The organism is Turicibacter sp. T129 (assembly GCF_025594975.1).
Classification (GTDB): Bacteria; Bacillota_I; Bacilli_A; order MOL361; family Turicibacteraceae; genus Turicibacter; species Turicibacter bilis.
Genome location: NZ_JAMQUU010000084.1, coordinates 1 through 15213, shown reverse-complemented (window position 1 = coordinate 15213; position 15213 = coordinate 1). Strand labels below are relative to the sequence as shown.

Sequence of the window (15213 nt, the reverse complement as noted above, 5' to 3'; positions counted from 1 at the left end):
ACTAGGCTGAATAGTTACAAAAAATCTTTATTTTATCATTGAGGAGGAATTTCCCCAAAATATTTGGACTCTCCAAGATTTTAAAGATTTTGACCTTTCTTTTTTTAATCTAGGTCAATCCCAACAGAAACTCATTAAAATTTATCCCTCATCTGCCGTTTCAGAAGTCCGACCTTTAGAGTGGTCAACGTGTCATCAGTCACTTTCTATTTTATATGTTCTTCCGCATCGAAATTTAACGGGTGGACTGAAGATGTTATATGAACAAATGAAGGCTTTACAAAAAAGAGGCCATCAGATTAGTGTGATGATTCGTGGAAATTATGAGAAAGTAGTTCCAGATTGGGTAGAAGACTTTGTACCCGATCAAGAGTTCATTCTTAAGCCACATGAATCGTATGAAATGTATTTAAAAGATATCGATGTTATTTTTGCTGGTTTTTATAATCAGGTTGAAGAATTGAAAAATGATAGAGTTCCTGTGGTGTACTGGGAACAAGGGCATGAATATTTATATGGAGATGTGAAAGATAAAACGCATGAAGCAATGATTCGAGAGTCACTGAAGCATCAATTTAATCAAGATATTTGTTATGCTACAGATTCTAATTATGTTCATGATATTGTTAAAGCCCGATTTCATAAGGAATCATATGTGTTACCCATCTTTATTGATACGCACGTTTATTATCCAAAAGAAAAAGAACCAGATGATTTATTAACTATCTTATTAGTTGGAAATCCACTGTTAGCGTTTAAAGGATTTACCAAAGCGTTACAGGTTCTAGTCAATGCCTGGTCACAAGGATTACGTTTTAAGGTGAATTGGGCATGTCAAGTTCAGCCGCAAACGAGTCCGTTACCTTTTGAAATTAATTATTTTGTGAATGTCTCTCAGACTGAACTTGCACGAATTTATCGTGAATCAGATATTTTACTCAGTTGTTCTTTGTATGAAGGTTGTCCAATGCCACCTCTTGAAGCGATGGCCTCTGGTGTGGCAGTGATTACTACTGATTGTGGTGGGATTCATCAATATGCTATTCATCAAGAAAATGCCTTAATTGCAACGTCAAATACTATTTTTGAATTAACTGCGCATTTAAAAGAATTACTAACTAATCATGAGCTACGTCATCAATTAATTAACAATGGGATTCAAACCGCAAAAAAATTAAATAATGACCCTGGAGCTGAGTTACTCGAAAACATTTTAAGCAGCAGTATTCATCAATTTAAAGAGAAAAAGAACGAGTCTAGAAAGGTTAGAGTTTTATTTATGATTGGAACCCTACTTGGAGGAGGGGCGGAAAAGGTTCTTTTAAATTTAGTTAAGGAGATGGATAAAGATATTTTTGATATTACGGTACAAACCATCTACCATCAAGGGATTTATATTGATGAAATTAAACAGTATGCGACGTATAAAACGATTTATAAGCAAGTGGCAAGTAGTATTGAAGAAGCTGAGCAATTAAAGGCATATTATCATTATTTAAGCACACTTAATCATGAAGAATTCAGTCAAGCGGTGATTAATGAGGTATATGATATTGAAGTTGCCTTTTTAGAAGATCACTCAACGCGGATTATTGCTTATTCACCCAATAAGCAGGCTAAAAAAGTGGCCTGGGTTCATACGGATTTAATTAAACATACAGGTGCCGATTTATGTTTTAAAGATTTTGAAGAGCATAAGGGATGCTATGAAAAATTTGATCAAATTGTTTGTGTTTCTGAAGGGGCTAAGGAGGCATTTGTAGAAAAGTTCGGCATCAAAGATAATGTTTTTGTTCGATATAATCCAATTAATGAAATCGAAATTCAAGAGAAGGCCAACCAGGCTTATCTAGGAGATTTAGGAGAGGAATTTAAAATCGTTTCCGTTGGACGATTAGCACAAGAAAAAGGTTATGATCGTTTATTAATGATTCAAAAGAAACTAAAAGAATTAGGCTTTAAATGTCGATTAATCATCGTTGGTGCAGGTCAGAAAAGAAACGAATTAGAAGCATTGATTAATGAACATGAGTTAAATGACTGTGTAACGTTAGTGGGTTATACCGATAATCCGTATCAAATCGTGAAACAGTGTCAATTATTTGTTTGCTCATCGTATGTTGAAGGATTAAGTTCGGCGGTGATTGAAGCTCTTATTTTAGGATTACCGGTTGTTGCTACGGATTGCGGGGGCAATAAAGAGCTTTTAGAAAATGGAAAAAGTGGTATTTTAGTTCATAATGATATGCAATCTTTATTTAATGGAATTTATTATGTGTTATCAAATACAGTGATGTATTTTGAATTAACGATGCGAGCTAAACAACGGGGAAAAAATTTTTGTTACAAAAAACAAGTCGAAGCAATTCAGAGTCTTTTACTGAGTTAACGATGAAAGGAGAGAGTGTCTTGGGATATTGTCAAGTAACGGTTTTTACATCGACTTATAATCGTCGGTATACGTTAGAAAGATTGTATGAATCCTTAAGAGGACAAACAGTCAAACCCATGGAATGGATTATTGTTGATGATGGATCGAGTGACGATACTTATCAGTTGATTTTTCCTTGGATTGAAACAGAAATCGATTTTGAGATTATTTATTTACGAGTTAAAAATGGTGGAAAGCATCGGGCGATTAACAAAGCCTGTGATTTAGCGCGTGGCGATCTTTTTTGCATTGTGGATTCTGATGATTATTTAACTAATGATGCGATTGAAAAAATAATAACTTGGGAACAATCGATTCAAGGAAAGCCTGGATATGCGGGTGTTGCTGGGAATAAAGGATTTAGTGATCATCAATTAATTGGGAGAACGTTTGAGAGCGAATACGTGGATGCCACGTCACTTGAACGTGAAAAATATCAAATAGAGGGAGATAAAGCAGAGGTGTTTTATACATCTGTTTTAAAAAAATATAAGTTTCCTGAAATTCAAGGAGAAAATTTTATCACTGAATCAGTGGTTTGGTTTCATATTGCGAGTGACGGCTTAAAAATCAGATGGTTTAATGATATTATTTATATTGCTAATTATTTGGAAGATGGATTAACGAAGAATGGTGATCAATTAATTCAAAAGAATCCAAAAGGAACCCTCTTAACTCAACACTTACAGGCATCCTATTACCAACAGTTTATTTTAAAAGAAAAAGAAGAAGTGCGGCATTATATTCACGAGGTCTTAGTGAGTGGAGACTTAGAAGCAGGGATTACATATCTAAATGGACTCATTCCCCGAGTCAAAAATGACATTGACATTCAGTTAATGTTAGCTCAACTTTATCTTTATCTAGGGAAAATCTCAGTAGCTAAAAACATCCTGAATGATATGACGATGGTTTATTCAAAAGATGCAAGGCCTTATTTAAAGTTAGGAAAAATTGAAGAGCGCCAGCAGCAGTTATCATTAGCAGTATCACATTATCAAAAGGCGTTATTATATTTGGATGAATCAGCTAATCAATCATTAATTGAAAAGTTAAAAAAGACCTATCATTTCACATCAAACCAAATTGATAGAGTCTTGTTAATCAGGGTGAAAGAACATTATAAAAAAGGTGAACTAGAAGAAGCTAAACAATTAATCATTAAAAATCCAGCCATCGATGAAAGTTATCGATTAGAACTTGGTTTTTACTTTAATAACGAACGCTTTGTTTATTATATTATTGGATTAATTTTAGGCGTAGATGATATTTCGAGTTCACCTGAAGATTTGGATTATGTTAAGGCCCATCAATTATTTGATCAGTGTCAGTATGACCAAAGCTTAGTTTATTTATTTAAAGTCTTATCTAAACAGTTAACGCCACTCAGCCTTTACCGTTTAAGTTACATTTTAAAACAAAAAGGTCAGTTAGGATTAGCAACTAAATATGAGAATTTATATCGGTTAGTAAGTAATCAGATTAAATCTAGTGGACGAATTTATTTTATTGAAGAATCAACAACGCCACTTCATAAATTTAGAACTGATATCAATACAATCTTTCATCAGATGGGCTTTCATTCCTTGAATCGGGAGTTAGAACTTGGAAACTTTAATTTTTCTATTTTTGATACCGTTTTGTTTCAGTATCCATTTAGCTCGAATGTTGAAAAAATTTTCAATAGTTGTTGTACGTTAAATTTAAAGACGATTTTAGTCGTGCATCAAGTGGAGGATTTAAATGAAATGATTCAGTTAAATCAAGCCTCAAGGCTGATTGTGATGAGTCACGATCTGAAAACTAAATTAATTGAACAGGGGTGTTACTGTCAACTACTTGTACGAGAGCATCTTGATTATTTAATAAATCAAGAACTAGTAGTTCCCACATTTTCAAAAAACGTTATTCTCGTCGAAGATGATGAAATACTTGATGATTGGAACGATAATCATTCATTCACCTTAAATGTATATGGGAAAAAAACAGTACAGGAAAGAACACACTTAATTTATAAAGGTGAGTTTGATCTTGAACAGACTCCACTTAAGTTAGAAGGAAGTTTTGGATTAGTATCCCCTCATACAACAATAGATTCATGGCAGGTATCTTTATATCTTTTAACTAAACGACCTCTCATTTGTTTTGAAGGAACAGAGCTAGCAACTTTTGTATTAGAGCATGAACTTGGCTTTGTCATTTCAACATTAGATGAAATGGAAGCTAAACTAAATGAAATCTCAAATGAAGATTATGCATACATGGTTGATCATATGACGCCATACTCGATAAATATTGCTTCAGGCGTTTATTTTAAACAAGCCTTAGCTACTGCTTTAAAATAAGTAAATATGATAAAAAAGCAGTTCTGACAGAGTTGAAGCTTAAATTCTTATGAGATCTTTTATTTGTTTAAATGAGATAAAATATAAAATTTGATAGATATCGATTAATCCAGGTGGAAGAGGTTGTGATGAAAATTTTGATTTTAGCGGAAGGATTCAGATACTGCATGCCAAGTATCTTAACATTTAATCGATAGTAGTCGAAGATCTCTCGTGGAAACTTTCCTTTTTCACTCCTCGTCATAAAATTTTCCTTAAATTCTTTCGTATAAGTAATCCTTTTTTAGACACTGACTGAACCTATTCGTTTTGTTTGAGTTGTTGAATCTCTTACGGTGTAAATAACTTCTTGCTCATCTGACATCTTCTTAAAAGCTAATGGTTTAGATTATACTCAAAAGACCTAGAGATATTTTAATCGCTTGTTTGGCATTGTTTATATAACGTTTATGATGGTCCCTTCATACTATATAATACCGGCGTTTAATTTATAGATAGAAAACGAGGATGATATCCTGTATGAATTAAAATAACATATTCAATAGATGGATGATTCCAAACAACAGTAATAGGACCAACGGTGGTCTGAAAGAGAGGAGAATCGAAGTTGAGTCTTTATTATATTGAAGAGATGTTTTATCAAACGCATACCGCTGGAAGTAAACCTAGAAATGACTTTAATACATTTTTGAAAAAATTGGGTTGTCATTCCATTCAAGAGTTGTTGCAAAGTCCAGGTGCAACCTTAAGGATGGATGATTTAGTTTTTATTCAATATACTTTTACGCATCTATGGAAAGAACAAATGTTTCACTTTTGTTCAAGCCATAATATTAAAACAGTGTTATTTATTAATGATATTTCATGTTTGCATGATGGAGATGACTCTAAATTAGAGCCCGAAATACGACTTTTTAACGAAGCAGATTTTTTGATTGTTCATAATGAGAAGATGAAAGGCTGGCTTAGGGAGCATGGAGTCAAGAGTGAAATGATTGTTTTAGGATTATTTGATTATATCGTTGACCCTTTCATTTATGAGACTATTCCCGATCGTCAATTCAGTCATGATGTAGTGTTTGCAGGGAATTTAAATCCAATCTTACGACGATTCTTGTATGATCCTTCTTATCTTCATGAGTATCAATTAAATTTATATGGTCCAGAAGTTTACGGAACCCTTCAATCTCATCATACCACTTATTTCGGAAGTTTTTGTCCAGAGGAAATTCCAGCAAAATTAGAAGGAAGCTTTGGGTTACTCTGGAATGGGGAAAGTCAAGAGACTTGTACTGGGCATGTGTCTTATTATTCAACCATTGCAACACCACATAAACTATCCTTATATCTCCTTGCTAAGTTACCATTAATTTGTTGGGAACAGGCTTCGGAAGCTTCATTTATTATTGAAAATAATCTTGGATTTACAATTTCTTCTTTATCTGAGATTGAGCATAAATTAGAGTTAATTACTGAAGAAGATTACCGCCAAATGGTTAAAAGGGTGGAAGACTATTCTAAACGCCTCTATTCTTGTTATTACTTTAAGCAAGCGATTAACCAAATTTTAAAAAAGCTTCAGATGAGTGAAAGTTCAAGAGATGAATGATAATCTTATACTTTTTCAGACTTTCGGGTGGGCATAAAACTAAAGTAGGAGATTAATAAGCTTTTTAAATCCTAACTTAAACCAAATTTAACTCGTAAAACAAAATGATCTCCGATTAGAATCTGGTGTCCTTTTTTTAAGAAAATAAAATGGATGATAAATTTGAGAATTTAACTTTTAGGTAATATAGCTAGATGGTCTAGAAGGGATGAATGAAGTTTTTTTCTAATTTGTAAACGATTGTTGTTTAAACTAACAAAGTTTGAGAATAAGGAGAGCGACAGAAATGTTTAAAGACAAGGTGTTATTGATAACCGGTGGGACCGGATCATTTGGAAACACAGTTGTAAAGAGCTTTATTGATAAAGGTTTAAAAGAAATCCGGATTTTATCCCGAGATGAGAAAAAGCAAGATGATATGAGAAAAAAATATAATAATCCTAAACTTAAGTTTTATGTTGGGGATGTTCGGGATGAAAAGCGTGTCAAAGAAGTTATGACAGGTGTTGACTATGTTTTTCATGCGGCGGCATTAAAGCAAGTGCCTTCGTGTGAGTTTTATCCATTAGAGGCAGTTAAAACAAATATTATCGGAACTGATAATGTGTTAAATGCAGCGATTGAATGTAACGTTAAAAAGGTTATTTGTTTATCAACCGATAAAGCAGTCTATCCTATTAATGCTATGGGGATGTCTAAGGCGATGATGGAAAAAATTTTCGTCTCACGCGCTCGTTTATTAAATGAGAATCAAACCGTTTTATGTGGTACCAGATATGGAAACGTCATGGCATCTCGGGGATCGGTTATTCCTTTATTTGTCGAACAAATAAAGGCTAGCCAACCCATTACAATTACAGATCCCAAAATGACCCGCTTTCTTATGAGTCTGGAGGAAGCCGTTAAGTTAGTGCTCTTTGCTTTTGAATACGGAAATAATGGCGATCTTTTTGTTCAAAAAGCACCTGCTTGTACAGTTGAAGTTTTAGCTCAAGCTTTACAAGAACTATTTGGCGTAGAGAATGAAGTGAAAGTTATTGGGACGAGACATGGTGAAAAGTTATATGAGACACTCGTTTCAAGTGAAGAGAAGTTAGTATCGGAAGATTTGGGTGATTATTATCGAATTCCATGCGATCATCGCGATTTAAATTATGGTAGTGGGGGGAGTTCTGATAAAATCCTACATCAACAAGAGGCATATACTTCACATAACACGACGCAATTGAGCGTAGAAGAAGTGAAAGAAAAATTATTAACCTTACCATATATTCAAGAAGAACTTAAAAATATGGGGAGGGTGAAGCCATGAAGTTTCTGATTTTAGGGGCAAATGGAATGGCAGGGCATATGATTTCAACCTATTTATTTGAAAAAGGGCATACTGTTACAACTTTAACAAAATCGCCTTATGAAGTTGGAACCAATATCGTATTAGATGCACGAGATTTTGACACTTTAAAAGCGGTTATTCATCAAGAGTTTGATGTTATTATTAATGCTATTGGTGTACTAAATCATGCGGTAGATGAAAATTTATCAGATGCTATCTTGCTAAATAGTTATCTTCCACATTTTCTTCAAGAGCAAACACGAAATTCTAAAACGAAAATCATTCATTTAAGTACGGATTGTGTATTTTCGGGAGTAACAGGCGGTTATACGGAGACTTCACCTAAAGATGGGCTAAGTTGCTATTCAATGACTAAAAATCTAGGAGAAATTGAGGGACCAAAAGATTTAACTATTCGAACTTCAATCGTTGGTCCGGATTTAAATCCTAGCGGTATCGGCTTGTTTAATTGGTTTATGAAACAGACTGATCCGATTAAAGGATATGATCATGCGATATGGACAGGTGTCACCACTTTAGCATTAGCTCAAGCGATAGAAATCTTTAGTAAAGGAGATTTAAGTGGAATTTATCATTTAGTGAATGCTCAAACCATTTCAAAGTATGAACTCTTACAACTTTTTAATCGATTATTTAAAGATGATAAACTCATTATTTCACATGATGATACGTATTACAGCGATAAATCGTTAGTTTGCACACGAATAGACGAGTACTTTAAAGTCCCTAGTTATGAGCAAATGTTATTTGAAATGAAACAATGGATCGATACCCATTTAGAATTATATCCTCATTATTAATCTGCCATTGATAATAGGTAATTGTAAGCATATCTATCGAAAAAGGAGATCTCGCCTGTATACTTAAAGGATAGATGAGGTCTTTTTTATTAGATTCTTTTACAATTTTTGCCTATGATAAAAAATCCTCTAAGAGGTTTAGTTTCACTAAAAACTCAGGTGTTTTAACTCATTTATTTACCTTACGCAATGCTTCACCCTTTAACGGTAAAATTAATGTAGTGAGAATACCATTAGATTATTTATCATGTGCAACAAATACGGCAAATTTAACCCAGTTCTTTATTTTGACTGGAGCTACGTTAACAGGTGGAACGTTTAACCCAGTTAGTGCTGGACAAAGTGTTGTTGAAGCTTCAACAGATGCAGCATTTACTGGAGGAACAGTTTCATTATATCAAGGCGTTTCTGAAGGATCTTCTGCAGGACTTGTCATTTCATCACTGGATATCTTCTTAGCACCTGGAGAAATCTTAGTCGTTCGTGCTCAATCACAAGGAACGGGAGATGTGACGGCGTCTTTAAGTTGGGTTGAATATTATTAAGAAACAAAAAAGAACGTGCAAGTGAGCACGTTCTTTTTATATTATTTTGCTAAAACCACTAATTCGATTGTATCAACTGTTAAGTGATTGATAGTAGATTGTTCGTTAAGTACGCCTGTTTGGTTAGCGATTAATTGATAGTTATCGTTTAATTCAATATGAAGTGGTGTGTGTGTTGGGTTGATAAAGATTTTAATTTCTTCGTATGGTCCATAAGCTTTAACATCAGAGATGGTGTACTCAATGATACGATCCTCTAATTTGTTAACTGTGACGTGTTGTTTGATTTCTTCTGCTGTGTTTAAGCGTAGGGCTTTAAGTTCTTTACGTAAGTTAATAAATCCTTTGACGAATTCTACCGTTTCGATGTATTCATCTTTGCGGTCCCAGTCGAATTGATTAACGCTATCTGGTGACATGTAAGAGTTATGATCGCCATCTTTTGTGCGGTTAAATTCTTGTCCTGCATGTAAAAAGGCAATGCCTTGAGAGACCAGAATTAAAGCTGTAATCATTTTTTGACGTTTTAAACGTGTTTCTAATGATTCACAACGGTTTGATAACATAATTTTATCAAATAATGTCATATTATCATGACATTCAACATAGTTTAACGTCATCGTTGGCTCCACAAATAATGCTTCCATTCCGATGTCCGTACAAGATCCCGCGACAACATTCATCGCACGATCAATGTCTCCTGTATATCCTAAACCATATCCAATATCAGACATTTCATATTCAAATGGAGATCCTTTAATTCCACGTCCAAAACGATCGTTGAAGTGGGCGATTTTTGGCATTTTTTTGTTATTATACATCATCGCTTTTGCTTCTTCTGGCATGAAGGATGGCATGTTCCATCCTTCACCATAAACCATGACTGAAGCATCAATTGCCTGACACTCATCAGCGATTTGATTCATTGTTTCTGTATCTAAAATTCCCATTAAGTCGAAGCGGAATCCATCAAATCCGTATTCTTTAACCCACATTTTACAAGAGTCGACAATGAATTGACGACACATCGGGCGTAATGAATCCACATCATTTCCACAGAATGAACCATTTGAAATTTCACCATTGTCACCAAGTTTGAAATAGTAGTTTGGCATGATGTTTTCAAAAGATGATGTTTGACGGTCAAACATATGGTTGTAAACAACGTCCATGATGACTCTGAATCCTTTTTCATGTAATTTAGCAATCATTTGTTTCATTTCAATGATGCGTGAGTAAGGATTATGAACATCTGTTGAATAACTTCCTTCAGGAACATTGTATTGAACTGGATCATATCCCCAGTTATAAGTTTCAAATTGGTTAAGCTCATCCACTGATCCGAAATCATAAGTTGGTAATAATTGAATATGTGTGACACCCAAATCGACAAGGTAATCAAGACCTGTTAAAGTTCCACGACTTGTTCTTGTTCCTTCTTCAACCACGCCTAAAAACTTACCAACATGCTTAATTCCTGAATTTTTATGGACAGAGAAATCACGAACATGCATTTCATAAATAATTGCATCAGTATATGATTTAACCTCAGGTGCTAATTCACGTTTTGAATCCATTTTGATTTTTTCAGAATCCACGATCACCGTGCGTTGATGATTAGGTGTAGAGGCAATAGCATACGGATCCGTCGCTTGATTCCATGTTCCATTTACTTTAACCAGATAAATATAAGAGGCGAGCTCTAAATCTTGAGAAATTGTAATCGACCAAACTCCTTTATCTCCCTTTGTTAAATCGTAAGTTTCAATCCCATCCTTTGTTTGAACTTCAACTTTAACTTGAGTTGCGATCGGTGACCAAACTTTAAAGGTACTAGCTTCCTTCGTATAGGTTACACCTAAATCATGTCCATCATAATAAAAGGCCTCATCAAATTCCTTTGTTCTGACAACATATCCATATTGTAGTGGCACAGCTAGGTTATGATCATCAATCACCTTATAGTTTTTTCCTAACTCGAGAATAGGAGTTTCTAAGATATATTTCATATATTCGCCTTCATCGACTGTTTCTAAGATGTTTAGTAACGTTGTCGTTGATGTTTCATCTTTTAATCGAAAGGACTGACTTTCCCCCTGGTAATAACTCTTATTTAAATAAGCCGTAATCGTTTCAAATGTGTCTAAATAAGCTTCAAATGTTTGAAGTTTACGCATAAAAATCCCCCTCATCTTAATGTTCACTTCATTATACCGAAAGAACGCTTAATTTGAAAGGGTTTTTACCGAATGTTGTGCTGTAACGCTTTACATGATGTTCGTTTAAATCGTCGCTGAGTACGGGGCAATAGTTGATGTCGATTTCCTAATTATAAAATGGCACTATCTGTCACATACTAATCTTAGGTTTTGGAAAAGATGAAGTCACTGTCTCTCGTTGTTTAATTCTAAAAGATATTCAATTGTGATAAAGGATATGATGACTATTCATTAAATAACGAGTTTTCCAAAATCAGATCATCATTTTGTATTGCAAGAAGAGGTAAGTCATCTTGCTCTAATAAATGGAGAAGGTGATATGAAACGATGATGTGAGGCATTTGAATAGAAAGGAGTCATTATATGACGACGTATTTAGAGAAGATGTTTATTATTGAAGGGATCATTTTTGCCATTATTGGATTATTATTTTTTATCTTCCCGCTTCAGAGTATTATTAGCTTGAGCACTCTTATCGCGGTACTCTTTATCATTGTTGGGGTTTTAACGATTATTCGTAGTGGGACTCGCGAAGGAAAATGGTTTTATATCTTTAATGGTGTCATTAATATTTTATTTGGACTGGTATTATGGTTATATCCCATTTCAACCTTAGATCTTCTAGTCTTGATTTATGGAATATGGGTTCTTGTTCGAGGTGTTTATTTAATGTTTATCTCAATTAGAAATGGATATTTTGGATTCAATATTTATACCGTTTCAAATGCTATTTTAGTTATTTTTGGTGCCATTGTCGTCTTTCAACCTTTTTCAGCATTGATAACAGCGCCTTATTTTATTGGAACGGCTTTAATTGTGACTGCTTTAGGCGAGATATACCTTGGAGTTAAATTAAAAGATACTTTTAGATAAAAGAACCTGGAAACCTTAAAAAGTAGATAACTAAAGTAATCTATTATAAAACAAAGCCTGTATCGCAATTTATTAAGTAATTAACGATACAGGCCTTTTATTGCCTAGTTATTTAAAATTTTAGTCACATACTTCAAGTGGATGATGTTCAAAACTAACTTCTTTTATTGTTAATGGATTGAAGTCAGTTATATCATAAACTGCTATATTTTCGTCAAAGGGAGAACTATGTGCTTGAGTATAAGTTCTGAATTTAATCGTGATACGATAGTCGAATGGAGAAGGATAATAGCCACGTTCAATTTCTAAAATCTCATATTCATCCATACCACGTTGATTTTCACCATAGATTCTATTCACTGAATCGATTATGTTAGGTAATAGAATGAGTTCGATTATCCTATCATATTGCGAAATTAGTTCATATGCTGAAAGACTGCTGAAGGATAAATTTTTATTTTCTGCTAAAACATAAGTAATTTCATTAACTTTTAAGATAGGTATACAATATACAAAAGATACAAGTGTTAATAATGTTACTAAACCATAGAGATATTTTTTCATTCAATAGTATCCTTTCTAATTAAATCATATTCTAATAATCTTCCATTTAATTAATTCTTTCATGTATTTAATAGTTTCTAAATTACTATTGAAATAAAAGAGTGGCTTTTATAATTTTGATAGTTTTGCTAATGGTAGGGCAGTATTTTTTTTATTTCTTATTTTCTTCTTCTAACGATTGAAGTCGTCTTTTTAATGATTCAATCACTTTATCATGGGATGACTCGCTAAAACGTTGTTTTGGAGGTATAGCAGTTATCCTTTTATTTTGCTCTTTAATAGCTTCATTGATTGGTACTACTAATTCATTTGGATCACTATATAAAAAGTATTGCTAACCTTCTTACCTTGCTTTATGTATCTGAACTATCTATGTTTATTGTGTTAGATAGCATAGAAAAACCACCATAGATTTATGGTGGTTTACTTAAATGACCTCATTTAGTTATCTCTATTTAAAACACTTAGGTTCTTTTTAATTGGTCAAATTTGTGTTATGATAGGAATATTATATAAACTGATAAATAATCTAGATCGTTTAAAATTTTGACTTATATGAAACAGAGATGGTGAAACGTAATGGAACTAGTATTAACCCAAAATCGGGCGGTAGGTGAGCGACAAAAAACTCATTTTATTCGCCATTTTTTAAATTTAAAAGGAAGTAGTAGTAAATATACAGCTATTTCATATGAACGTGATATTTTAGACTTTTTTCAAGTTGAAAAAATTGAGGAGATTACGCTAGAACAAATTGTGGCTGTCAATATGTTTGATGTTGAACATTATTTATTAGATTTAAAAGGAAAAGGTTGTGCCTCAGCGACGATTAACCGTAAAGTCTCCTCTTTAAGTTCACTCTATAAATGGCTGTTAAAATATCAAGATAACCGAACGGGAAGAGCGTTATTATATTTTAACCCATTTGGAAATCTTCGCGATGAAAAGCCGAAAGTGAATTCTAAAGAAACTGAGTTTCTAACGTCTGAAGAATGTGTGAAGTTATTAAGTGTCTTTGATACGAAGAAGATTTTAGATCTTCGTAATAAGACCATCATGTATTTAGCATTGACGACAGCACTCCGTAAATCAGAACTTATTAATATTAAATTAAAAGATATCGCAAAGTATGGGGAATATGATGTCATTCATGTCATCCGAAAAGGAAGTAAAAAGGATATGGTTAAGATTCAACCCATAGTTAAATCGCTCATTTATGATTATGTGAAGCGAACGGACCGTAATTTTAATGATCATGCAGAAGCTTATTTGTTTATTGGTCATTCAAGAAATAAACGAAATAATGAGAAGTTAGATCCAAGTTCATTAAATTACATGATTAAAGCTGCCTGTAAAAAAGCAGATATTAATAAGCATTTAAAGGTTCATTCGACTAGGCATACAGCGATTACCTTAGCGATTACAGGTGGGGCAAGTATTGAAAAGGTTCGTGATTTTGCAGCTCATCAAAATATTGCCACAACTAACCGTTATGTTCACTCGATTGATAAGTTAAAAGAGAATGCAGGAGACTTTATTCAATTAGATGATTTAGAATTTAATATAAAAAAAGCTTAGATGACTAAGCTTTTTTTATTATTCATCATTTTAGTTCGTATTTCTTTCAATCCAACATATGATTAACTATCAATCTAATGAATGAGGAGAGGAAGTTATGAACAAAAAATATCTATTTACATTATTTAATTTAGTGAGTTATAGCTTTTTATTAATTACATCGACTTTAGTAAATGGAGCAACAGCCTTTTCAGTCCCAGATGCCCGACCTCTTATTACACCTGCTGGCTATGCATTTTTAATTTGGGTACTCATTTATGTTCTTTTAGGAATCTGGATCATTAAGTTTGGATTAAAGTCAACCCCGTATGATGAGGGTTATATGAAAGTGAGTCTTTTTTTACCCATTAGTCTTTTAGGTGCAGGAGGATCTTTATTAGTGGGACAACCTTTTGCGTCTTTATTTATAGTAGGAGCTTTCATCAGTGCGATGGGTTCTTATCTTTCATGTCAACATGTAAAAACGAAACCTTTATTTTTTCGAGCACCATTCTCGATTTATTTAGGATGGTTATCTATTGCCACTATTATTGAAATCTCAATTGTTTTAAAAGCAGCGGGATTTGCGAATTTATTGGGATTACCTGAAGTCTTTTGGGCTGTTTTTATTTTAATGTTTGCTGGATTTATAGCGATTGCGTTTAATATTAGTCAGAATGATTTTTTATATCCATTAGTCTTTATATGGGCCTATATAGCGATTGGCATTAAAAATTTAGATCAGCCAGTGATTTTTACCATCTGCTGTGGGGTCATTTTATTAATTGGATGGATGCTAGATCGAAATAAAAATCGTAACTATTCAGCCTAGTAGAAAAGAGTATCACAAAAAGGAGTGCTCATTTAGTGAAGTACTCCTTGTGAATGTTATGAAAATTGAATCGTATTTCCCATT

General features: G+C 33.4%; 11 protein-coding genes. 9 read left to right on the top strand and 2 right to left on the bottom strand.

The annotated features are described in order from the left end of the window. The first annotated feature begins 253 nt into the window (after window positions 1–253). From NEH75_RS12245 to NEH75_RS12220, 6 genes are all read left to right on the top strand, one after another. On the top strand, window positions 254–2389 hold the full coding sequence (locus NEH75_RS12245; protein WP_262948947.1) for a glycosyltransferase: 2136 nt from the start codon (window positions 254–256) through the stop codon (window positions 2387–2389). Next, entirely contained in the window at window positions 2341–4776 is a 2436-nt protein-coding gene (locus NEH75_RS12240; RefSeq protein ID WP_262948945.1) for a glycosyltransferase, read from the top strand. Before NEH75_RS12245 ends, NEH75_RS12240 begins: the two co-directional genes overlap by 49 nt. 607 nt (window positions 4777–5383) lie before the next feature. After that, entirely contained in the window at window positions 5384–6385 is a 1002-nt protein-coding gene (locus NEH75_RS12235; protein WP_212723306.1) for a hypothetical protein, read from the top strand. A 286-nt stretch (window positions 6386–6671) separates the two neighbouring features. Beyond that, window positions 6672–7697, top strand: coding sequence for an SDR family NAD(P)-dependent oxidoreductase (locus tag NEH75_RS12230; protein ID WP_262948943.1), 1026 nt, complete (start codon window positions 6672–6674; stop codon window positions 7695–7697). Continuing rightward, entirely contained in the window at window positions 7694–8539 is an 846-nt protein-coding gene (locus tag NEH75_RS12225) for an SDR family oxidoreductase (RefSeq protein WP_212724205.1), read from the top strand. The genes NEH75_RS12230 and NEH75_RS12225 overlap by 4 nt, the downstream gene beginning before the upstream one ends. Before the next feature lie 221 nt (window positions 8540–8760). Continuing rightward, window positions 8761–9084, top strand: coding sequence for a hypothetical protein (locus tag NEH75_RS12220; RefSeq protein ID WP_262948941.1), 324 nt, complete (start codon window positions 8761–8763; stop codon window positions 9082–9084). Window positions 9085–9125: 41 nt separating this feature from the next. Here NEH75_RS12220 and pulA read toward each other — a convergent pair whose 3' ends face one another. Beyond that, window positions 9126–11261: a type I pullulanase gene (gene pulA, locus NEH75_RS12215; protein WP_262948940.1), complete on the bottom strand. Its 2136-nt coding sequence runs from the start codon at window positions 11259–11261 to the stop codon at window positions 9126–9128. Window positions 11262–11666: 405 nt separating this feature from the next. Here pulA and NEH75_RS12210 point away from each other — a divergent pair, with 405 nt between their 5' ends. Beyond that, window positions 11667–12176 (top strand): HdeD family acid-resistance protein, encoded by a 510-nt coding sequence (locus NEH75_RS12210; RefSeq protein ID WP_055305148.1) that lies wholly within the window; start codon window positions 11667–11669, stop codon window positions 12174–12176. Between the two features lie 120 nt (window positions 12177–12296). Here the strand turns inward: NEH75_RS12210 and NEH75_RS12205 are convergent, their stop codons facing one another. Then, window positions 12297–12740: a DUF3888 domain-containing protein gene (locus NEH75_RS12205; RefSeq protein WP_055244014.1), complete on the bottom strand. Its 444-nt coding sequence runs from the start codon at window positions 12738–12740 to the stop codon at window positions 12297–12299. Window positions 12741–13319: 579 nt separating this feature from the next. Here NEH75_RS12205 and NEH75_RS12200 point away from each other — a divergent pair. Both NEH75_RS12200 and NEH75_RS12195 read left to right on the top strand, forming a co-directional pair. After that, entirely contained in the window at window positions 13320–14318 is a 999-nt protein-coding gene (locus tag NEH75_RS12200; protein WP_262948938.1) for a tyrosine-type recombinase/integrase, read from the top strand. A gap of 97 nt (window positions 14319–14415) precedes the next feature. Then, complete coding sequence (locus tag NEH75_RS12195) at window positions 14416–15129, top strand: hypothetical protein (RefSeq protein ID WP_262948936.1); 714 nt, start codon at window positions 14416–14418, stop codon at window positions 15127–15129. Window positions 15130–15213 lie beyond the last annotated feature (84 nt).

What these genes read in the sequence shown, in the direction of transcription:
- NEH75_RS12245 (WP_262948947.1), top strand. Translation starts at nt 254, where the DNA reads ATGTTATATGAACAAATGAAGGCTTTACAAAAAAGAGGCCATCAGATT.
- NEH75_RS12230 (WP_262948943.1), top strand. Translation starts at nt 6,672, where the DNA reads ATGTTTAAAGACAAGGTGTTATTGATAACCGGTGGGACCGGATCATTT.
- NEH75_RS12225 (WP_212724205.1), top strand. Translation starts at nt 7,694, where the DNA reads ATGAAGTTTCTGATTTTAGGGGCAAATGGAATGGCAGGGCATATGATT.
- pulA (WP_262948940.1), bottom strand. Translation starts at nt 11,261, where the DNA reads ATGCGTAAACTTCAAACATTTGAAGCTTATTTAGACACATTTGAAACG.
- NEH75_RS12210 (WP_055305148.1), top strand. Translation starts at nt 11,667, where the DNA reads ATGACGACGTATTTAGAGAAGATGTTTATTATTGAAGGGATCATTTTT.
- NEH75_RS12205 (WP_055244014.1), bottom strand. Translation starts at nt 12,740, where the DNA reads ATGAAAAAATATCTCTATGGTTTAGTAACATTATTAACACTTGTATCT.
- NEH75_RS12200 (WP_262948938.1), top strand. Translation starts at nt 13,320, where the DNA reads ATGGAACTAGTATTAACCCAAAATCGGGCGGTAGGTGAGCGACAAAAA.
- NEH75_RS12195 (WP_262948936.1), top strand. Translation starts at nt 14,416, where the DNA reads ATGAACAAAAAATATCTATTTACATTATTTAATTTAGTGAGTTATAGC.